We start from the raw sequence: 20,205 nt of genomic DNA, 5'->3' as shown, positions 1-20,205 counted from the left end.
CATTCCCAATTCTCCTCTCCCGAATCCCTGCCCTGATGCCCCGTGCCGACTTTTACCTGATCGCCAAACCGCGCTTCCTCAACGAACCGCTGCGGCTGGTCTGCGAGCTGGCGCGCAAGGCCAACGACGCCAATCTGTCCACGCTGATCCTGGCGCGCGACGCCGCGCAGGCCGAGGCATTGGACGACCTGCTGTGGGCATTCGACGACGAGGCCTACATCCCGCACCAGATCGCCGGCACCGACGAGGAAGACGAACTGGCACCGGTACTGATCGCCTCACCGGAGTTCGATGCGCCCTCGCGCCCGCTGGTGATCAACCTGCGCGACGATCCCTACCTGGGCGCCTGCGACCGCGTGCTGGAAGTCGTGCCGGCCGACCCCGCCGCCCGCGAACCGCTGCGCGAACGCTGGAAACAGTACAAGGCCCTGGGCCTGGAACTGACCAAGTACGACATGTGAATCGGGAATGGGGAATCGAGAATTGAACGTCGACTACCCCGTAGACCTTCACTTTTCAACACGCCTGCTTTCCCCATTCCCTATTCCCGACTCTCCATTCCCCGCCTTATGACCACCCTCGCCTCCAGCTACGAACCCTCTTCCTTCGAATCGCGCCTGTACGCGCAGTGGGAGGCTGCCGGTTATTTCGTGCCGTCCGGCAAGGGTGAGCCATACACCGTGCTGCTGCCGCCGCCGAATGTGACCGGGACGCTGCACATGGGCCATGCGTTCCAGCAGACGCTGATGGATGCGTTGGTGCGCTATCACCGCATGCGCGGTTTCGACACGCTATGGCAGGTGGGCACCGACCATGCCGGCATCGCCACCGAGATGGTGGTGTCGCGCAACCTGGCCCTGGAAGGCAAGGGGGACACGCGCGACTCGCTGGGGCGCGAAGGCTTCATCGCCAAGGTATGGGAATGGAAGGCCGAATCCGGCGACACCATCGAGCGCCAGATGCGCCGGCTGGGCACCTCCAGCGACTGGTCGCGCAGCACCTTCACCATGGACCCGCAGCCGTCGGCCGCAGTCAACGAAGCCTTCGTGCGCTGGTACGAGCAGGGCCTGATCTATCGCGGCCAGCGACTGGTCAACTGGGACCCGGTGCTGAAGACCGCGATCTCCGACCTGGAAGTGGAAAACGTCGAAGAAGACGGCTTCCTGTGGTCGATCCGCTACCCGCTGGCCGATGGCGTGACCTACGAGCATGTCGAACACGATGCCGACGGCGTCGAGACGCTGCGCGAAACCCGCGATTATCTGGTGGTCGCCACCACCCGCCCGGAGACCATGCTGGGCGATACGGCGGTAATGGTGCATCCGGAAGACCCGCGCTACGCCACGCTGCACAGCGCCGGCATCGTGCTGCCGCTGACCGGCCGGCGCGTGCCGGTGATCACCGACGATTATGTCGACCGCGGCTTCGGCACCGGCGTGGTCAAGGTCACGCCTGCGCATGACTTCAACGATTACCAGGTGGGCGTGCGGCACGACTTGCCGCTGATCAACCTGTTCACCGTCACCGCCACCATCAACGAGAATGCGCCGGAGCGTTATCGCGGTCTGGACCGCTACGACGCACGCAAGCTGGTGCTGTCCGAACTGGAAGACCTGGGCGTATTGGTCGAAACCAAGCCGCACAAACTGCAGGTGCCGCGCGGCGATCGCACCGGCCAGGTGATCGAGCCCTATCTCACCGACCAGTGGTTCGTGAAGATGGACGCGCTGGCCAGGCGCGGGCTGGAGCTGGTCGAGAGCGGCCAGGTCAAGTTCGTGCCGCCGAACTGGATCAACACCTATCGCCACTGGATGGAGAACATCCAGGACTGGTGCATCAGCCGTCAGCTGTGGTGGGGGCATCGCATCCCGGCGTGGTTCGACGAGGCCGGCAAGTGCTATGTCGGCCATGACGAAGCCGAGGTCCGCGCGAAACACGGCCTGGGTGCCGACGTCACGCTGCACCAGGACAGCGACGTGCTGGAAACCTGGTTCTCCTCGCAACTGTGGCCCTTCTCCACGTTGGGCTGGCCGGATGCGAACGCGATGGCCGAGCGCGGCTTCGAGCGCTATCTGCCGTCGTCGGTGCTGGTCACCGGCTTCGATATCATCTTCTTCTGGGTGGCGCGCATGATCATGGCCACCGACAGCTTCACCGGCCAGGTGCCGTTCCGCGATGTCTACATCACCGGCCTGATCCGCGATGCGCAGGGCCAGAAGATGTCCAAGTCCAAGGGCAACGTGCTCGATCCGCTGGACATCATCGACGGCATCAGCATCGAAGACCTGGTGGCCAAGCGCACCAACGGGCTGATGCAGCCGCGCATGGCCGAAAAGATCGAAAAAGCCACGCGCAAGGAATTCCCGGACGGCATCATCGCCCACGGTGCCGACGCGCTGCGCTTCACCATCGCCGCACTCGCCACGCATGGCCGCGACATCAAGTTCGATCTCGGCCGCGCCGAAGGCTACAAGAACTTCTGCAACAAGCTGTGGAACGCCACGCGCTTCGTGCTGATGAACACGCGCCCCGGGGATCCCGCGGCCGCGGAAGCGACAGACGCGTCGCCACGCGCCCGGGGGGCAAACCATGCGGACGCCGCCTCGCATCCGGACTCGGGCAAGCATGTGCCGGTCACCGATGCAGAAAAGTGGATCCTGGTGCGGCTGGACAAGGTCAGCGCCGAAGCCGAGGCGCACTACGCCGCCTATCGATTCGACCTGCTGGCGCAGTGCCTGTACGAGTTCGCCTGGAACGAGTTCTGCGACTGGTTCCTGGAGCTGACCAAGCCGGCGTTGAACGGCGACGACGCCCACGCCGCCGACAGCACCCGCCGCACCCTGCTGCAGGTCCTGGAAGCGCTACTGCGCCTGCTGCACCCGCTCATCCCATTCGTCACCGAAGAACTGTGGCAGCAGGTCGCACCGCGCCTGGGCATCACCGCCACCACGATCTCGTTGCAGGCATTCCCGCAGGCCGGCGATATCGACACCGCGCGCTACGCCGGCGCAGAGGCCGATGTCGAATGGTTGAAGTCGATGGTGTCGGCACTGCGTCGTGTGCGCAGCGAGTTGAACGTGCCGCCGTCCAAGCAGGTGCGCCTGCTGCTGCAGGCAGGAACTGCCGACGATCGCGCCCGTGTTGGCCGCTTTGCCTCGCAGCTGTCGTTCCTGCTCAAGCTCGAAGCGATCGACTGGCTGGAGGCCGGCCAGGACACCCCGCCGTCGGCCACGGCCATCGTCGGCGAGCTCACCCTGCTGGTGCCGCTGCAAGGCCTGGTCGACATGGACGCCGAACGCACGCGCCTGGACAAGGAAATCAAGCGCGTGGAAGGCGAGATCGGCAAGTGCAACGGCAAGCTGGGCAACGCCACCTTCGTGCAGAACGCACCGGCCGTCGTTGTCGAGCAGGAGCGCGCGCGCCTGAACGACTGGACCACGCAACTGACCGGCCTGCGCGAACAACGCGCCAAGATCTAGCGCCGCCACAACGCACAACGCCCGCAGTGTTGCGGGCGTTGCGGGAAGCGGTGCAACGCGGCAGGCATCGCAGCGTTGCGAGTGGCAGACGCCTTACAGCTTGCCTGCGCCGGCCTTTGCCTTGACGTCCGCAGCGACCTTGTCGGCCGACAGCAGGCTATAGGCATACGGTGGGGTCCAGCCGATGGTGGTATTCCACGAGCAGGTCAGCACCTTGCCGTTGAGCAGCGAGCCCTGGTCGCGGTACACGCTGCCGCCGTAATCGGCCGCAATCTTGTCGCAGCCGCTCACCCCGCTGATGTCGAACACGTTGCGCTCGGAAAAGATCTTCGACTCCTTGCCCACGCCATGTGCGTAAGAGAACGGATAGACCTTATTGCTGGTGCTGCCGACGTGGTAATTGTTGTACAGATGCACCTGACCGAAACGCACACGCGGTGCGCGCGCGGAGATGTTCTCGAACAAGGTGTTGTGGATGGTCACCTTGAGCTTGCCGCTGTCGGTGCTGGAGGCGCTGTCGCTGGAGCCGATCAGGTCGTTCTTCTCGTGCGATTTGAACGCCGAATAGGAAATGGTGACGAAGTTGGCGCCCTTCTTGACGTCCATCGCCCCGTCGTGATGCTGCTTGGGGCGGCCGTTGGCAGTACCGTTCTGATCGTCGGTGCGGCGACCGTCGGTGAAGGTGACATGGTCCACCCACACATTGGTTGCGCCCTCGACCGTGAGGCCATCGTATTCGGCATTCCAGTTGCCGGCGCTGCCGTCATCCGGATCCCAGACCGGCTCCGGATCCCATGGATTTTCGATGGTGAGGTTGCGGATGATGACGTCGTTGGCCTTGACGTAGAAATAGCCTTCGCGGATCTCCGCGTTGCCGGTGATGCCGATCAGCGTGGTCTTGGTCGGAATGTCCAGGCGCGCGCGGGCCTTCATATCCGAGGTCGTGGTGTACGGCTTGCCTTCGCTGACATCGATGATGCCGCTGATCTTGATGATGCGCCCGTTGCTGCCCACGCTGGCTTTGAGCGCGCTCTTCAATTCTGCGGCAGTCTTGACCGTGTAGATGTTGGCAGCTGCCGCTTTGGAGCCGCCCTTGGTCCCACCGTTCTGTGTCGCCCAACCGGTGGTTGCAACTTCCAGCGCAGGATCGGCACAGGCAACGCCAACGACCAGCAACGACCCGACAAACAGCGACGCGGCGGCCGCCGTTGAGAATTTCGGCTTCATCTTGATGTCTCCCTCGGATGGGTTCGATGCGCCGCGCGGCGGCACACCCCTCGTCTAGCAGGCGCGGAACATACTTTTCATCTCTGTAATGTTCAGTTCCGCGGCATCGATACTAGGAGCATCGCATTGGCTTGTATCTAGCCGATGCATCGATGTGCACGCGTAGTCACGCAAACGGTTGCGAGACACGCAAGAGAAGACAAAACGCTGCAACCAAGACAGATGGAGACAGGCCCAGGGACACTGCAGCGCAGCATGACCTGCCTTGCAACGCAGGCAGTCACAGGTCCAGCACGGTGTGCCAGCACGACCACATGCCTGCATGTGCTTTTTGACGCGCATAGCGGCTGCAATGCGAGCTATCGCCATCACGCGGCGTCTCGCGCGTTTGGACGCAACCGATCGCGCCATTGAAAAAGTAAAATGCAACATGGCGAAAGAATCACCATGCCGCGTACAAGCGCGTCATGGCAGATGACGGCGCGCAAGTGGCCGACTCACACGAGGCGGCAGAAAAAATGTGCGCCGTGTTGCGATCGATTGCAGCGACGCGCAAGGGCGTTGCTCACGGCACGCGCGATTGCCTGTTTACCTGATCGTACTTTGTAACGAACAAGCCGCACTCGCTGCGAAACAGGGAAGCACCGGAGCCGTCGTCCGCCCGCGACGCCGGGGCTTGGGGTGGCGTGTTCAGGTCGCGATCCCCGTCACCAATGCAACCGCGTGGCATGTATCAGGCAAATCATGCTGTTCAAGCCCGGTGCGCGTGAACGCTCCCATCAGCAACGACTGATGGCGCTCAGGAAAACCCTTCGAAGGACAACTCGATCGCCATCACCAACGCATCTTCGCGACCGGTGTTGGAGGGGTAGTAGCGGGGGCGCCGCCCGATTTCGTTGAAGCCTTCGGAGTGATACAGCGCGATCGCCGACGGATTGGACGGGCGCACTTCCAGAAACGCGCGCCGCGCACCGCGATCGCAGGCTCCCTTGATCAGCGCGCGCAACAGCACCCGGCCATGCCCCTGGGATTGCGCCTCCGGTGCGATGCAGACATTGAGCACGTGCGCCTCGTCGGCGGCGATGCTGATCACCCCGTAGCCAATGACCTGGCCCCCCTGCTCCATCACCCAGCCCGGATAGCCGGCCTGCAGGCAGTCGCGAAAGATGCTGCGCGTCCACGGAAACGGATAGGCGCGATGTTCGATGTCCATCACCACATCCAGATCGCTCTCGCGCATGGCGCGCAGCGAGGTGTGCAGCGGCGCGTTCAAGGCGCTCATGCCGGGTCCTGTCGCCGCCGCAGCGCGCGCAGTTGCGGCCACAGCGCGCGCTTGGCCGCCGGATTGCCGCGCAGCTCGGCCAGCGGCCAAGACGCCATCAAGGCTTGCGTATTCGGATCGCCCGGGTTGCAGCCGGAGGCGCGCAGCAACGCCATCTGCAGGCGATCGGGCAGGCCAACCCGGCTGCGCCGCTGCGGCGCTGTCGATGATGCAGTCGTGACCGTCGGCGGCGCGTCGGCCGGCGCCGCCGGAGCGCTGCGACGGAACACAGGCGGTGCCGCAGGCGCCGGCATTGATGGCGTGCGCTCCATGCGCGGCGGTGCCGCTGCCGGCGCGCGTTCGATCGTCTCGTCAGGCGCCGCCGCGTCCACGGTATCGCGGTCCAGATACACGGTGTGCCCCAACGCCTGCAGATACGACACCTGCAAATCGGACCACATCGGCTCTGAGGCCAATTGACTCATGGCAGCTCGGGCGTACGCCGCCAGCGCCGCCACAGCCACATCGCCGGGCCGGACAGCGCATACAGCACGCCGATCACCAGCAGCGAACGGGCCAGATCGATCACCAGCAACGCGATCACCACCGTGGCGATCGCCAGCGCCAGGAACGGCACACGGTCGGCACGCGGCCCACGCGCGCCGCCCTTGAAACTCCAGAACCGGATGCGGCTGACCATCAGCAAGGCCGCTACCACGGTGACCGCCAGCGCCAGATAACGCAGCTGCTCGCCATCGAAGCCCAGGCTGTCGTCGGCAAAGGCCCAGACGAAGGACATCATCAAGCCGGCAGCGGCCGGGCTGGCCAGGCCGATGAACCAGCGCTTGTCGACCACGCCCACCTGCGTGTTGAAGCGCGCCAGGCGCAGCGCCGCGCAGGCCGCATACAGAAACGCGGCCGACCAGCCGACCCGGCCCATCACGTTGCTGTCGTACTTCAATGCCGACAGCGACCAGTGATACATCACCAGCGCCGGGGCCATGCCGAAGCTCACCAGGTCGGCCAGCGAGTCGTACTGCACGCCGAATTCGCTGCTGGTATTGGTCAGGCGCGCCACCCGGCCGTCCAGCCCGTCCATCACCGCAGCCACAAACACCGCCATGGCGGCCTGGACGAACTGCCCGTTGGCGGCGGCGATGATGGCGTAGAAACCGGAAAACAGCCCGGCGGTGGTGAACAGGTTCGGCAGCAGGTAGATCGTGCGCGAGCGCGGGGGCGGTCTCATCTCATCCATCCGGCAAGTGTAGGGCCTGAGGTCCGTCAGGCGGTAGCGCGCCTGCATCGTGCGTGCGTGCCAGCGGCATCACTTGCCAGCGCGGGCCGCGGATGCTGCAATCGCCGCGGGAATCATCCAGGGGAAGCCACATGCACCTGTCGTCCGGGCTTTGCGCCCTGTTGCTGCTGGTCAGCACCGTCGCCGGCGCGACCGATCTGTATAAATGGAAGGACGCCAAGGGCGTCACCCACTACACCGAAACCCCGCCACCGACCGGCCAGCGCTACGAAGCACGCCGGATCGATGCGCGCAGCGGCACGGCCGCCATCGCCGCGCCGGAAACCGCCACACCCGAATCGGCCGACTGCCTGACCGCCCGCCGCAACCTGGAACTGCTCAGCGGCAAGGGCGAGGTCACCATGGGAGCCGGCGCCGACGGCAAGCCCGGCACCCCGCTGGACCCGGATGCCCGCGCGGCGCAGCGCAATCTCGCCGAGGCGGCCGCCAAGGCCTATTGCAAGCCGGCAGCGAGCGGCAATCCGGCCAGCTGAGCCGGCCCGCGACCGGCCACATGTCGGTCCACCCGGCCGGCGCCACTGACCGGCAGGGCGCGAGACTGGCAAACTATGGGCTTTCCGCCCAAGCGAAGCCCGATGCGTCTTTCCCAGTTCCACCTGCACACCACCAAGGAAACCCCGGCCGACGCCGAGCTGATCAGCCACCGTCTGATGCTGCGCGCGGGCATGATCCGCAAGCTGGCCTCCGGGCTGTACACCTGGTCGCCACTGGGTCTGCGCGTGCTGCGCAAGGTCGAGGCCATCGTGCGCGAGGAGATGAACCGCGCCGGGGCGGTGGAAGTGCTGTTTCCCACCATCCAGCCGCGCGAGCTGTGGGACGCCACCGGCCGTTGGGAGAAGTTCGGCGGGCAGTTGCTCAAGATCAAGGATCGCAAGGAGCAGGAGTTCTGCTACAGCCCGACCGCCGAAGAGGCCGCGGCCGAATTCGCGCGCCAGGAGATCAACAGCTACAAGCAGCTGCCGCTGAACTTCTATCAGATCCAGACCAAGTTCCGCGATGAGATCCGCCCGCGCTTCGGCGTGATGCGTGCGCGCGAATTCCTGATGAAGGACGCCTATTCCTTCCATCTCACCGATGCGGACATGGCGCGCGAGTACGACAACATGCGCGCGGCCTATACCCGCATCTTCACCCGGCTGGGGCTGGAATTCCGCGCGGTGCAGGCCGACTCCGGCGCCATCGGCGGCGACGCCTCGCAGGAGTTCCACGTCATCGCCGCCTCCGGCGAGGACTCGCTGGCATTCTCCACCGGCTCCGATTACGCCGCCAACGTGGAAACCGCCAGCGCCGCCCTGCCCGCCCCGCGCGCCGCGGCTGGCGAGGCGATGCGCCAGGTCGCAACGCCCACCCAGAAGACCTGCGAAGACGTCGCCGGGTTGCTGGGCATCGCACTGCAGCGCACGGTCAAGTCGGTGGCGGTGATGACCGAAGCCGGCTTCGTGCTGGTGCTGGTACGCGGCGATCACGCCGTCAACGAGATCAAGCTTGGCAAGGTCGCCGGCCTGGCCGGCTACCGCCTGGCCAACGAAACCGAGATCCGCGAGCACCTCGGCTGCGAGCCTGGCTTCCTGGGTCCGGTGAACACCGCCCGTCCGGTGCGCGTGGTGGCAGATCGCGATGTCGCGGCAATGGCCGATTTCGTGGTCGGCGCCAATGTGCCCGGCGCGCACCTGGTGGGCGTCAACTGGGGCCGCGACCTGCCGGAACCGGAAACCGTTGCCGATGTACGCAACGTCATCGACGGCGAACGCGCCGCCGATGGCGGCGAACTGCGGCTGGCCCGCGGCATCGAAGTGGGCCACGTGTTCCAGCTCGGCAGCCAGTATGCGCAGGCATTGCAGGCCACCGTGATCGACGAGAACGGCAAGCCCGCAGTGATGAAGATGGGCTGCTACGGCATCGGTATTTCGCGCATCGTGGCCGCGGCGATCGAGCAGAACCATGACGACGCAGGCATCGTATGGCCCGCGCCGATGGCACCGTGGCAGGTCGTGGTCTGCATCATCAACCCCAAGCAGGATGCGCAGGTGGTTGCCGCCGCTCAGGCATTGCTGGACGAGTTGATCGCCGCAGGGATCGAAGCGGCGCTGGACGACCGCGGCCTGCGCCCGGGCGCGATGTTTGCCGATATGGAACTATTGGGCATTCCGCATCGGGTGGTGGTCTCCGAACGCGGATTGGCGGCCGGCACATTTGAATATCGCGCCCGCACTGCAGAGGCAGCAGAAAACCTGGATAAGGCCGGGTTATTCTCCCGCCTGGGTCATTGATCAAATCACCCGGAACCACTTCAATCGGATGAACAAAAGTCGCCGAATTATTTCGGCGCGTTTGTCACCCGGGTTTTCTGACATTATGATGGCCAGCGCTGCCACGGACCGGCATTCTTTTTTCTCTCATCTTCCGGAGTAGTGATGTCGATCGATCTTAGCGGCCTGTCGGCCAAGCAATTGGGTGCACTGATCAAAAATGCGAAAAAGCAGCAGACCGTGGTTGCCAAGCGCGCCCCGATTGCCAAGGTTCGCACCCAGCTGACCCGCGCGGCAAAAGCCCAGGGTTATTCCATCGACGAATTGTTTGGCGCCAGCGCCAGCGCCGGCACGGGTCGTCCGGCTGCCGCTGCCAAGCCGAGCCCGCGCGCCGGCCGCAAGCTGGGCAAGGTTGCGCCGAAATATCGCAACCCCGCCAATCCTCAGGAAGCCTGGACCGGCCGCGGCAAGCAGCCGCGCTGGCTGGCCGAACTGACCGCCGCCGGCAAGAAAGTCGAAGACTTTCTGATCAGCAAGGTCAGCGCCAAGAAGACCCCGGCCAAGAAGGCCGCGCCGCGCAAGGCCGCCACCAAGCGCGCGCCCAAGAAGTCCAAGGCTGCTTGATTCATACCAATAAAAACGCCGGCAGTGCCGGCGTTTTTATTGCGTGTTTTTTCCATCGGTCATAAATTCTTGCGGGCCGGAATCAACAGATTGCCGAACAGCAAACCGGCCATCAAGGCCATCACGATATTGGTCACCGCCAATAGTGCGGCCTGCCCGACGCTGACATCCTGTTGCTGTACCAGGGTCAGAAAACCACGCAGGCTGACACTGCCCGGAACCAGCATGATGATGCCGGGCAAACGGATCAATGCACCGGGTTTTTGCACCACCCGCCCGAACAGATTACCGGCGGCAGTCAATGCCATGGCCGATGCAAAGACACCGGCCGGCCCACCCCAGGCATGCCCGGCATAACGCGCGATGACATACCCGGACATGGCCGCTGCCATGATCCATAAATAATCGCGTCGATTGGCCTTGAATAACACCGCAAACGCATAAGCGGCCACCAACAGCGAGGCCCATTCCACCCAGCCGGACTGTGGGCGCAATGCGGCCACCCGCGGGTGCAGGCCGAGCACCTGGGTCAGCGTCACCGCGATCACCGCGCCGACGGTGAGCTTGAGCACCGTGGTCACTGCACCGGCCAGCCGCGCAGTGCCCGAGACCCAATGCTGGCTGGCCAGCTCGTTGAAGGCATTGGTCAACGACATGCCGGGCAGCAGCACCACCAGCGAGGCGATGATCACCGTATTGAGGTTCAATGGCCCGACCAGCGCAGCCACCACCGCGGCTACCACCCCGGCCAGCAGGCCGGCCAGCGCCTCGCCCGCCTCCTTGGTCGCCGGCCGTTTGTCGGTGTATTGGGTCAGCAGGCCGATCGACATCCCGATCGCGCCGGCGGTGGCAATGTCCAGCCAGGGCAGTTTCCACAACCCTGCCACGCCGGCAGCGGCCAGCCCGAATGCCAGCACCTGCATGGTCTTGCCGCGCCGATCGACCTCGCGGTCCAGCCGCCGCAGCGCGGTGTGGCCCTGCGCGATGCTCATGCGCCCGTTGGCCACGCTGTCGGCCACGTAATCGGCCACGCTGAGCTTGTAAAGATCGTTTTCGCCCGGGGCCAGCCGGATCACCCGGGTGATGTCGCTGGAGCCGATGGCTTTGGTCGGGTCGCTGAAGCTCAAAATGATCCCGGTGGGATTGGACCAGGGCTCGCAGTCCAGGCCCAGTTTCTGCGACAGTCCGACCACGGCGGCCTCCAGACGCTGCGCAGTGGTGCCATAGGAATGCAGGCGCCCGGCGATTTCCGAAACAAAGGCGACGCGCTGGGCATAGGTGGCGCTGGCGGACGGTTGGACGACGGTGGCAGCGGACATGCGTGGCGGGTCGGATCGGAGAAACGCCGTCTGGCGAGGCCGCCAGTGTATGCCGCAGCGCACCTGGCCGGCGCGCCGATTGTCTGTGCCGGGACCGCAGGTGCGAAGCGTCCCCATCATTCGCTCACGCCGGGCGCGGTATGCTGGCGCCACGGACAGGCCACCCATGATCAAAGCGCAACCTCCACGCATCGAACAAGACTCCCAGGATCACGCACAGGTCCGCCTGGCTGGCAGTTGGGTCCTGGCGACCGCCTTGCCCCAGGCCGAGCTGCTGCAGGCCGTGCCCGAAGGAATCCGGCGCATCGACGCGCGCGGCATCGGGCAACTGGATTCGGCCGGCGTGCTGCAGTTGCTGCGCTTCGCCAGCCGCATGGGCCTGAAGGAAGACGCGATCGATTTCCGCGATGAGCACCAGGCGCTGGTGTGTACCATCGAGGAACTCAACGACGAACGCCCCAAGCCCAAACGCGACTACGGCTTCGTCGCCGCGTTGGACCGCCTGGGCCGCACCACCCACGGCGTGGGCCAGGGCATTCTGGAGCTGAACAGCTTTCTGGGAGAGAACCTGGTCAAGATCGCGCGGCTGATCCACGAGCCGCGGCGCTTCCGGCTGACCTCCACCGTGCACCACATGGAGCAGGTCGGCCTGGATGCGGTGCCGCTGGTGGTGCTGCTGTCGTATCTGGTCGGCGCGGTGATCGCGTTCCTGGGCTCAACCATCCTGCGCGACTTCGGTGCGGAAATTTATGTGGTGGAACTGGTGTCGATCGCCTTTCTGCGCGAGTTCGCGGTGCTGCTGACCGCCATCGTCCTGGCCGGGCGCACCGCCAGCGCGTTCACCGCGCAGATCGGTGCGATGAAATCGCGCGAGGAAGTGGATGCGATCCGCACCCTGGGCCTGGACCCGATCGACCTGCTGGTGATCCCGCGCCTGCTCGCGCTGATCTTCACGCTGCCGCTGCTGACCTTCATCGCGATGATCGCCGGCCTGGCCGGTGGCGTCACCGTGGGCGCGTTCGATCTGGATATTCCACCGCAGATGTACCTGGCGCGCATGCACGACACCATCCAGCTGCGGCATTTCCTGGTCGGGCTATCCAAGGCGCCGCTGTTTGCGCTGGTGATCGGCCTGATCGGCTGCCTGGAAGGCCTGAAGGTCAGCGGCACCGCGCAATCGGTTGGCGAGCGCACCACCTCTTCGGTGGTGCAGACGATTTCCTTGGTCATCATCCTCGACGCGGTTGCCGCGCTGTGGTTCATGAAGATGGGGTGGTGATGAAGCCGAGATTCGACATTCGGGATTGGGGATTCGTGCAAGGCAGAAGCGCAGCTGGCGCCCCGACATTCGGGAGTGCTGTGCTGTGACCGATCCCGAATCCCCAATCCCCAATCCCGGCACAGAGACCGACGCCGACGACGACCAGCTGGCGATTTCGGTGCGCGGGCTGACCAACCGCTTCGGCAGCCAGGTCGTGCACGAGGAACTGGATCTGGACGTGCGTCGGGGCGAGATCCTGGGCGTGGTCGGCGGCTCGGGCACCGGCAAGTCGGTACTGATGCGCAGCATCCTGGGCCTGCGCGAGCCGGACGCCGGCAGCATTCAGGTGCTGGGTGCGGACGCGCGCTCGGGCCGTTTCGCCGACCGCCAGCACATCACCCGCAATACCGGCGTGCTGTTTCAGGACGGCGCGCTGTTCTCGTCGATGACCGTCGGCGAAAACGTGCAGGTCCCGCTGAAGGAACATCACGGCGAGTTTCCCGAGCGCTGGTATTTCGAACTGGCGCTGCTGAAGATCAAGCTGGCCGGCCTGCCGGCCGATGCGCTGGACAAGCTGCCTTCGCAATTGTCCGGCGGCATGCGCAAGCGCGCCGGCCTGGCGCGGGCGCTGGCGCTGGATCCGCCGCTGCTGTTTCTGGACGAACCCACTGCCGGACTGGACCCGATCGGCGCGGCCGCCTTCGACCGGTTGATCCGCACCCTGCAGCAGGCGCTAGGCCTGACCGTGTTCCTGATCACGCATGACCTGGATACGCTGTACGCCATCTGCGACCGCATCGCGGTGCTGGCCGATCGCAAGGTGATCGCCAATGCGCCGCTAGCCGAAGTCGAACAGATCGATCATCCCTGGATCCAGGAATATTTCCACGGTCCGCGCGCCCGCGCCGCGCGCGCGGCCAAGACCGACTCCACCGAGACCGCCTGAGCATGGAAACCAAAGCCAATTACGTCCTGATCGGCGCCTTCACCATCGTGGCGGGCCTGGCCCTGCTGCTGTTCGGGCTATGGGCCGCGAAATACTCCTCCGACCGTACCTGGCAGCAATACCGGGTCGTGTTCCGTGAGGCGGTGACCGGTCTGACCGTCGGCAGCCCCGTGCAATACAACGGCATCGCGGTCGGCTCGATCACCGAGCTGACGCTGGCGCCGAACGACCCGCGCCAGGTCGTCGCGCACGTGCGGGTGAACTCCACCACGCCGATCAAGAGCGATACCCGCGCCAAGCTGGCCATCACCAGCCTGACCGGCCCGTCGATCATCCAGCTCTCCGGCGGCACGCCCGAGGCACCGTCGCTGACCACCATCGACAAGAGCGATGCGCCGATCATCCAGACCACGCCGTCGGCGTTGCAGAACATCACCGACACCGCCAACCGCATCGTCGAGCGCATGGACCAGATGCTCTCGGACAAGAACGTGGCCAGCATCACCGCCACCTTGCAGAACCTGGAAAAGATCAGCGGCGGCATTGCCGATCGCGACGAGGGCATGCAGGCGTTGATCGTCAGCGCGCGCGATGCCGCGCGCAATCTGGACACCACCCTGACCACCACCAACGGCACCATCAAGCGGCTGGACCAGAACCTGGTGCAGCAGCTGCCGGGCATCCTGGAAAAGCTCGACGCCACCCTGGTCAAGCTGGATTCGGCCGCCGGCAACGCCGACAACATCCTTGGCGAAAACCGCGCGGCCATCAATAGTTTTGCCAACGACGGACTGGGCCAGCTCGGGCCTACGCTGACCGAATTGCGCGGCCTGATCCGCGATCTGCGCCGGGTCAGCGACAAACTGGACAACAACCCTGCGCGCTACCTGCTCGGCCGCGACGCACCCAAGGAGTTCGAACCGAAATGACTGCCATGCGCCTGTTGCGTCCCTTGTTCTGCGTTTCGTTGCTGGCGCTGGGCGGCTGCTCGGTGTTGACCGGCGGCGACCAGAAGCCGGCCACCATCTACGCGCCCACCGTGCGGATCACGCCGAACCCGTCCTGGCCGCAGGTGAGCTGGCAGCTGTCGGTGTCCAAGCCCAGCGCCGCGCGGGTGATCGACAGCCCGCGCATCAACGTGCGCCCGACCCCGGGCGAGTTGCAGGTCTATCACGGCGCGGGCTGGGCGCAGCCGGCCACCGACATGCTGGAAGACAGCGTGGTACGCGCGTTCGAGGACTCCGGCAAGATCGCCGCCGTCGCCCGTGTCGGCACCGGCATCCGCTCCGACTACAAGCTGGCGATCGACCTGCGCCGCTTCGAGTCCGATTACGCCGGCCAGTCGCTGCCCTCGGCCACCATCGAGCTCAACGCCAAATTGCTGCACGCCGCCGATCAGCGCGTCGTGGCCTCGCGCACCTTCCTGGTCGCACGCCCGTCCAGCGGCACCGACACGGCTGCCGTGGCAGCGGCATTCGAGCAGGCGATGACGCAGGTCACCACCGAACTAGTCGGCTGGACCTTGGTCACCGGCCAGCAGGACAGCCAGAGCCTGCCGCGTTCGTTGTAAGCGCAGGCGACAGATCTTAGAGCGGTTAACAAAAGCACTTCACGCCGGTCTACCGCGGGGCGGCTGATCTGCGGCCTGGCTGCAGGGCCCTTGCCCGCCCACCCTCGCGGGACACGTCGCAAGTACGTCCATGTAGGCTCTTCTGCGGCATCCATGCCGCATAAGGTCCCGCGACGGTGGGCGGGCAAGGACCAGTCGAGATGGTCGGTGTGCATGGCTTTCAACAAAGCAGCCAGCAAACTGCCTGGTGCGGTGTCCTCACCGATTGCGGGACCGTGTGGCGGCATGGATGCCGCCACCGAGCCCCCAGGGACGGGTTCACGGCGTGTCCCGCGAGCTGTGAGGGCAATGCGCACTCGACCCACTCAGCGTTTGACTCGGACTGCTGACTGCATCCACCAAGATGTGGACAACAAAAACACTGCACTCACCGCCAGCCAAGCGCTCGCTACGCTTCGTTAGCCGCTCTTATGGATGGGACACGCGCGGCGCAATCTGACGAAAGGTCAGATTGATGCGCTCGCCGATGGGCTTTGCGGTGCGCGGCAATGCATGCTTGTAGTGGCGCTGGGTATCGCCGCCCATCAACAGCAGATCACCATGCGCCAGCTCCAGCGTCTGCTTCACCGCCGCATCGTGGCGATGCTTGAATGCAAACCGCCGCGTCGCACCCAGACTCAATGACGCAATCAGCGGCTGTACGCCCAGCTCCGGCTCGTCGTCGCTATGCCAGCCCATCGCATCGTTGCCCGAGCGATAGCGGTTGACCAGCATGCTGTTGAACGGCCGGCCGGTCTCGGCCTGCAATCGTGCGCGCACCGGCTGCAGCGCGTCCAGCCACGGCTGCGGCGCGAACTGCGTGCCCGAGTAGCGATAACTCGCCTCCGGATCGCCGATCCAACTGCTCAAGCGTGGCGGATCCACCATTCGCCCGAACATGCGGATGCGATGCACCTCCCACTGCACCTGCGCCAGCAGTGCCTGCATCAGCACATCGGCCTGCGCGCGCGGCAACCAACCGCGGCACCAGGCGATCTCTGCTTGCGGCAATGCAATCCGAATCTTCATGCAGCAAACGCTAGCACGCACCTGCTGAGTGGAAGCTACGCGGCGTCGATGAATCGATCCGATTTGCCGCCGTCACCTCGAATCCCGGAAAATGCGCAGCAGCCATCGAGCCAACGGGAGCGGAGCAATGTCGGAAGCAGCAGTCGGCGCACATGCGCCAGAGACGGTCGAGCGCGACGTGATGGAGTACGACGTCGTCACCGTCGGCGCCGGTCCGGCCGGGCTGGCCTTTGCGATCCGGCTCAAGCAGCTCGATCCGGCCATCAGCGTCTGCGTGATCGAAAAATCCAGCACCATCGGTGCGCATATCCTGTCCGGCGCCGTGATCGAGCCGGGCCCGCTGGATGCCTTGCTGCCGGGCTGGCGCGACAACCCGCCGCCGATCTGCGTGGCCGCCACCGACGACGAGTTCTGGTTTCTCGGCAAGGACAGCGCGCGCAAGTTCCCGGTGGTGCCGCCAGGCATGCGCAACCACGGCAACTTCATCGTCAGCCTGGGCGCAATGTGCGCCTGGCTGGCGCCGCAGGCCGAAGCGCTGGGCGTGGAGATCTACCCGGGCTTTGCCGCCGCCGAGACGCTGCACGACGACAACGACCAGGTCATCGGCGTGCGTATCGGCGACATGGGCGTGGCCAAGGACGGATCGCACAAGCCGGGCTACACCGCCGGCATCGACATCCGCGCCAAGGTCACGGTACTGGCCGAAGGCGCGCGCGGGCATCTGACCAAGCGCCTGCTCAAGCGCTTCGATCTCACCGCCGATGCCGACCCGCAGGGCTATTCGATCGGCATCAAGGAGCTGTGGCAGGTACCCGAGGGGCGCGTCAGCCCCGGCAAGATCGTGCACACGCTCGGCTGGCCCGCCGACAACCGCACCTACGGCGGCAGCTTCCTGTATCACCTGGACAACAACCAGATCGCGCTCGGCTATGTGAGCGGGCTGGACTATAGCGACCCGATGTACCAGCCGTGGGAAGCCTTCCAGCAATGGAAGAACCACGCGCTGATCAAGCCATTGCTGGAAGGTGGCAGCATCCTCTCGGCGGGCGCGCGCGCCATCGTCACCGGCGGCTGGCAATCGCTGCCGAAGGTGGAAATGCCCGGCGCCCTGTTGATCGGCGACACCGCCGGCCTGCTCAACGTGCCCAAGATCAAGGGCACCCATCAGGCGATCCGTAGCGGCATGCTGGCCGCCGAACATCTTGTGCAATCGCAGCTGGTACCGCAAGGCTTCGATGCCAAGTTGCGCGCGTCCGATGCGATGACCGAGCTGAAGCAGGTGCGCAACATCAAGCCAGGCTTCAAGAAAGGCCTGTGGTTCGGCCTGCTCAACGCCGCCTGGGAAACCGCGCTCAAGGGCGCCTCGCCATGGACGCTGAAGAACAAACCCGACTGGTCGGCATTGCACAAGATCGGCGACTACGAGCAACCCAGGCGTGACTACGGCACGCGCGAGCTCGCCCCGCGCGACCGCCTGCAGGCGGTCTACTTCGCCGCCACCGAGCATGACGAAGACCAGCCTGTGCACCTGAAAGTGCTCGACACCGACGTGTGCGCCACCCGCTGCGTGCAGGAATACGACAACCCCTGCACCCGCTTCTGCCCGGCCAACGTCTACGAAATGGTCGCAGACACCGGCAGCCCCTCCGGCAAGCGCCTGCAGATCAACGCCGCCAACTGCGTGCACTGCAAGACCTGCGACATCAAGGACCCCTACGAGATCATCACCTGGGTCACGCCGGAGGGTGGTTCGGGCCCGAACTACCAGAATCTGTGAATACAGCGGGACGCTCGATGCAGTCACGTGTGCGCGCGCAACTGTTTGGACTGTTGCGCGCAGGGTTTCGTGCAGTTCCTTTGAGTGATGCGACACGTGACCGGTGGCGCAGCTGGTTCCTGGACCGACATGCCGACTGGGTACCTGAGCCTGTACGCGGCCGTGCAGCCCACGGCATCTGGCGACGCCCAGCAGCACGCAGTGATGAAGCGGCGATCGGCCACGTACCTTATCGCACTGCCGCATTGCCCGAGACGCTTCCCGCAACCCTGGTTGCGTTCTATCTGCCGCAATTTCATCCCATCCCGGAGAACGATGCGTGGTGGGGCAAAGGCTTTACCGAATGGCGCAATGTCAGCCGCGCGCTCGCACAGTTTGAAGGCCATCAACAACCGCGCCTTCCGGCGGATCTGGGCTTCTATGACCTTCGCACCCCGCAGGTCATGCGCGAGCAGGCACGTTTGGCACAGGAGTATGGCCTTGGCGCGTTCTGCTTTTATTTCTATTGGTTTGCCGGTAAAACCTTGCTGGAAATGCCGGTTGCCCAATGGCACGAAGACACCTCGATCACGTTGCCTTTTTGCCTCTGCTGGGCAAACGAGAAGTGGGCGCGCCGCTGGGATGGCCGTGGCGATGACATTCTGATCGACCAGTCGCACAGCGCCGAGGACGACCTCGCCTTTATCGCCCATATCGCGACTTACCTACGTAATCCGACGTATCTGCGCGTGGATGGCCGCCCGTTGCTGTTGGTGTATCGGCCACATTTATTGCCCGACCCCGCACAGACCGCAGCGCGTTGGCGCAAGTGGTGTCGCGATAACGGGGTCGGCGAAATTCACCTGGCCTATGTGCAGGGTTTTGAGCGCCCCGATCCGCGCGACATCGGATTCGATGCCGCAGTCGAGTTCCCTCCCAATATGAGTACGCCAGCGTCGGTCACTGCCAGACAGCGATTGGTGAACCCGGAGTTCAATGGCGAGGTACTCGATTGGCGAGAACTTGCGCGCGACATGGAACAGCGACCGCTACGCCATTACACGCTATACCCGGGCGTGAATCCGGGCTGGGACAACGAACCACGACGCTCTGGAAAAGGGCGCATCTACCTGTATGCATCCCCCCGTCGCTACCGGGACTGGCTATCGCGCACCCTGCAACGTCGCCTCGCCGGTGCGCCGCCGGCTGAGCGCATGGTGTTCATCAATGCATGGAACGAGTGGGCCGAAGGCGCGGTACTCGAACCAGATGCGCGCATGGGATACGCATGGCTGGAGGCAACACGACAGGCGCTGACGCGCGTGCCCGAGATCGCAACTGAAGCACGTCCGCCAAGCGTATGCGTGGTCTTGCACGCCTGGTATCTTGATGTACTGACCGAGATGCTTGATGCAATTGCTGAGTGCGGAACGCCGTTGCGCATCGTCATCACGACCGACCTCCCCAAGGTCACAGAAGTCAGTAAGTGCGTGCAGCAGCGCGGCATCGAGGCCGAGGTGGAAGGCTTTGAAAATCGTGGACGCGACATCCTGCCTTTCCTGCACGTGGCCAACCGGCTACTCGATGAGGGCGTGCAGCTGGTTTTGAAGCTGCATACCAAGAAATCGACCCATCGCGATGATGGAAATGCCTGGCGGAACGAGATGCTTGCCGCATTGCTAATGCCGCAGCGGGTCGATGCGATCGTGGACGCATTCTCTACCGATCCGTCCGTCGGTCTCATGGCACCTGATGGCCATCTATTACCAGTAACCGACTTTATCGGCGGCAATGCTGACGCACTGGATTATCTTGCCGTTCGCACAGGCACGGATGCACTGGACGCAGATAGCTTGTTTGCTTCCGGCAGCATGTTCTGGGCACGGCTGGAGGCGCTACGCCCATTGCTGGATGCGCATCTTCATCCGAGCGAATTTGAAAGCGAACAAGGGCAGATCGACGGCACCCTTGCGCACGCGATCGAGCGCTTCATCGGTCTCGCAGTGACGCATTCCGGGCATCGCGTCACCACGATCGAACAAACACTGGGCATTGCCAAAACACCATTGGCCGAGCCTTATCGGTATGCACGCAAGGCGCCGTGACGGCGCCTTGCCGATTGCAACGGAA

General features: G+C 64.6%; 17 protein-coding genes. 11 read left to right on the top strand and 6 right to left on the bottom strand.

Features of this window, described 5'->3' with window-relative positions; genetic code table 11:
• Positions 1-35 precede the first annotated feature (35 nt).
• Positions 36-461: a DNA polymerase III subunit chi gene (locus tag FHT09_RS01610; protein ID WP_047127277.1), complete on the top strand. Its 426-nt coding sequence runs from the start codon at positions 36-38 to the stop codon at positions 459-461.
• 108 nt (positions 462-569) lie between these two features.
• On the top strand, positions 570-3,479 hold the full coding sequence (locus FHT09_RS01605) for a valine--tRNA ligase (protein WP_104605886.1): 2,910 nt from the start codon (positions 570-572) through the stop codon (positions 3,477-3,479).
• Positions 3,480-3,572: 93 nt separating this feature from the next.
• Here FHT09_RS01605 and FHT09_RS01600 read toward each other — a convergent pair whose 3' ends face one another.
• The 4 genes from FHT09_RS01600 to pssA all read right to left on the bottom strand — a co-directional run bounded on the left by FHT09_RS01600 (position 3,573) and on the right by pssA (position 7,222).
• On the bottom strand, positions 3,573-4,706 hold the full coding sequence (locus FHT09_RS01600; RefSeq protein ID WP_104605887.1) for a pectate lyase: 1,134 nt from the start codon (positions 4,704-4,706) through the stop codon (positions 3,573-3,575).
• Positions 4,707-5,505: 799 nt separating this feature from the next.
• Positions 5,506-5,988, bottom strand: coding sequence for a ribosomal protein S18-alanine N-acetyltransferase (rimI, locus tag FHT09_RS01595; protein ID WP_181126169.1), 483 nt, complete (start codon positions 5,986-5,988; stop codon positions 5,506-5,508).
• Complete coding sequence (locus tag FHT09_RS01590; protein WP_104605888.1) at positions 5,985-6,452, bottom strand: alanine acetyltransferase; 468 nt, start codon at positions 6,450-6,452, stop codon at positions 5,985-5,987. The genes rimI and FHT09_RS01590 overlap by 4 nt, the downstream gene beginning before the upstream one ends.
• Positions 6,449-7,222: a CDP-diacylglycerol--serine O-phosphatidyltransferase gene (pssA, locus tag FHT09_RS01585; protein ID WP_047127282.1), complete on the bottom strand. Its 774-nt coding sequence runs from the start codon at positions 7,220-7,222 to the stop codon at positions 6,449-6,451. The genes FHT09_RS01590 and pssA overlap by 4 nt, the downstream gene beginning before the upstream one ends.
• A gap of 131 nt (positions 7,223-7,353) precedes the next feature.
• On the opposite strand from pssA, the gene FHT09_RS01580 reads away from it, so the two are divergent.
• The 3 genes from FHT09_RS01580 to FHT09_RS01570 all read left to right on the top strand — a co-directional run bounded on the left by FHT09_RS01580 (position 7,354) and on the right by FHT09_RS01570 (position 10,155).
• Complete coding sequence (locus FHT09_RS01580) at positions 7,354-7,755, top strand: DUF4124 domain-containing protein (protein ID WP_104605889.1); 402 nt, start codon at positions 7,354-7,356, stop codon at positions 7,753-7,755.
• Between the two features lie 102 nt (positions 7,756-7,857).
• Positions 7,858-9,552: a proline--tRNA ligase gene (locus FHT09_RS01575; RefSeq protein WP_104605890.1), complete on the top strand. Its 1,695-nt coding sequence runs from the start codon at positions 7,858-7,860 to the stop codon at positions 9,550-9,552.
• Between the two features lie 144 nt (positions 9,553-9,696).
• On the top strand, positions 9,697-10,155 hold the full coding sequence (locus tag FHT09_RS01570) for an H-NS family nucleoid-associated regulatory protein (RefSeq protein ID WP_104605891.1): 459 nt from the start codon (positions 9,697-9,699) through the stop codon (positions 10,153-10,155).
• A 59-nt stretch (positions 10,156-10,214) separates the two neighbouring features.
• Here FHT09_RS01570 and FHT09_RS01565 read toward each other — a convergent pair whose 3' ends face one another.
• On the bottom strand, positions 10,215-11,474 hold the full coding sequence (locus FHT09_RS01565; protein ID WP_104536320.1) for a threonine/serine exporter family protein: 1,260 nt from the start codon (positions 11,472-11,474) through the stop codon (positions 10,215-10,217).
• 166 nt (positions 11,475-11,640) lie between these two features.
• Between FHT09_RS01565 and FHT09_RS01560 the strand changes: the two genes are divergently transcribed.
• The 4 genes from FHT09_RS01560 (at position 11,641) to FHT09_RS01545 (ending at position 15,251) form a co-directional block, all read left to right on the top strand.
• Positions 11,641-12,753 (top strand): ABC transporter permease, encoded by a 1,113-nt coding sequence (locus FHT09_RS01560; protein ID WP_046344362.1) that lies wholly within the window; start codon positions 11,641-11,643, stop codon positions 12,751-12,753.
• Between the two features lie 85 nt (positions 12,754-12,838).
• Positions 12,839-13,681 (top strand): ABC transporter ATP-binding protein, encoded by an 843-nt coding sequence (locus FHT09_RS01555; protein WP_104605892.1) that lies wholly within the window; start codon positions 12,839-12,841, stop codon positions 13,679-13,681.
• A gap of 2 nt (positions 13,682-13,683) precedes the next feature.
• Entirely contained in the window at positions 13,684-14,610 is a 927-nt protein-coding gene (locus tag FHT09_RS01550; protein ID WP_016903957.1) for an MlaD family protein, read from the top strand.
• Positions 14,607-15,251 carry an ABC-type transport auxiliary lipoprotein family protein gene (locus FHT09_RS01545; RefSeq protein ID WP_104605893.1) on the top strand — a complete coding sequence of 215 codons (645 nt, stop codon included), beginning with the start codon at positions 14,607-14,609 and terminating at the stop codon, positions 15,249-15,251. Before FHT09_RS01550 ends, FHT09_RS01545 begins: the two co-directional genes overlap by 4 nt.
• A 468-nt stretch (positions 15,252-15,719) precedes the next feature.
• Here FHT09_RS01545 and FHT09_RS01540 read toward each other — a convergent pair whose 3' ends face one another.
• Positions 15,720-16,319 (bottom strand): alpha-ketoglutarate-dependent dioxygenase AlkB, encoded by a 600-nt coding sequence (locus FHT09_RS01540; protein ID WP_104605894.1) that lies wholly within the window; start codon positions 16,317-16,319, stop codon positions 15,720-15,722.
• Positions 16,320-16,446: 127 nt separating this feature from the next.
• Here FHT09_RS01540 and FHT09_RS01535 point away from each other — a divergent pair, with 127 nt between their 5' ends.
• Together FHT09_RS01535 and FHT09_RS01530 are read left to right on the top strand one after the other, a co-directional pair.
• The gene (locus tag FHT09_RS01535; RefSeq protein ID WP_104605895.1) at positions 16,447-18,096 is read left to right on the top strand and encodes an electron transfer flavoprotein-ubiquinone oxidoreductase; all 1,650 of its coding nucleotides are present in this window, start codon (positions 16,447-16,449) and stop codon (positions 18,094-18,096) included.
• Between the two features lie 17 nt (positions 18,097-18,113).
• The gene (locus FHT09_RS01530; RefSeq protein WP_181141292.1) at positions 18,114-20,180 is read left to right on the top strand and encodes a glycoside hydrolase family 99-like domain-containing protein; all 2,067 of its coding nucleotides are present in this window, start codon (positions 18,114-18,116) and stop codon (positions 20,178-20,180) included.
• Positions 20,181-20,205 lie beyond the last annotated feature (25 nt).

The sequence above is a fragment of the Xanthomonas sp. CFBP 8152 genome (genome assembly GCF_014199025.1).
In the GTDB taxonomy this organism is placed as follows: Bacteria; Pseudomonadota; Gammaproteobacteria; order Xanthomonadales; family Xanthomonadaceae; genus Xanthomonas; species Xanthomonas arboricola_B.
The sequence above is the reverse complement of the archived record's forward strand: the minus strand, read 5'-3'. Positions and strand labels throughout refer to the sequence as shown.

Coding starts and splice junctions, on each gene's coding strand:
- FHT09_RS01610 (WP_047127277.1), top strand. CDS start 36: ATGCCCCGTGCCGACTTTTACCTGATCGCCAAACCGCGCTTCCTCAAC.
- FHT09_RS01605 (WP_104605886.1), top strand. CDS start 570: ATGACCACCCTCGCCTCCAGCTACGAACCCTCTTCCTTCGAATCGCGC.
- FHT09_RS01600 (WP_104605887.1), bottom strand. CDS start 4,706: ATGAAGCCGAAATTCTCAACGGCGGCCGCCGCGTCGCTGTTTGTCGGG.
- rimI (WP_181126169.1), bottom strand. CDS start 5,988: ATGAGCGCCTTGAACGCGCCGCTGCACACCTCGCTGCGCGCCATGCGC.
- FHT09_RS01590 (WP_104605888.1), bottom strand. CDS start 6,452: ATGAGTCAATTGGCCTCAGAGCCGATGTGGTCCGATTTGCAGGTGTCG.
- pssA (WP_047127282.1), bottom strand. CDS start 7,222: ATGGATGAGATGAGACCGCCCCCGCGCTCGCGCACGATCTACCTGCTG.
- FHT09_RS01580 (WP_104605889.1), top strand. CDS start 7,354: ATGCACCTGTCGTCCGGGCTTTGCGCCCTGTTGCTGCTGGTCAGCACC.
- FHT09_RS01575 (WP_104605890.1), top strand. CDS start 7,858: ATGCGTCTTTCCCAGTTCCACCTGCACACCACCAAGGAAACCCCGGCC.
- FHT09_RS01570 (WP_104605891.1), top strand. CDS start 9,697: ATGTCGATCGATCTTAGCGGCCTGTCGGCCAAGCAATTGGGTGCACTG.
- FHT09_RS01565 (WP_104536320.1), bottom strand. CDS start 11,474: ATGTCCGCTGCCACCGTCGTCCAACCGTCCGCCAGCGCCACCTATGCC.
- FHT09_RS01560 (WP_046344362.1), top strand. CDS start 11,641: ATGATCAAAGCGCAACCTCCACGCATCGAACAAGACTCCCAGGATCAC.
- FHT09_RS01550 (WP_016903957.1), top strand. CDS start 13,684: ATGGAAACCAAAGCCAATTACGTCCTGATCGGCGCCTTCACCATCGTG.
- FHT09_RS01545 (WP_104605893.1), top strand. CDS start 14,607: ATGACTGCCATGCGCCTGTTGCGTCCCTTGTTCTGCGTTTCGTTGCTG.
- FHT09_RS01540 (WP_104605894.1), bottom strand. CDS start 16,319: ATGAAGATTCGGATTGCATTGCCGCAAGCAGAGATCGCCTGGTGCCGC.
- FHT09_RS01535 (WP_104605895.1), top strand. CDS start 16,447: ATGTCGGAAGCAGCAGTCGGCGCACATGCGCCAGAGACGGTCGAGCGC.
- FHT09_RS01530 (WP_181141292.1), top strand. CDS start 18,114: ATGCAGTCACGTGTGCGCGCGCAACTGTTTGGACTGTTGCGCGCAGGG.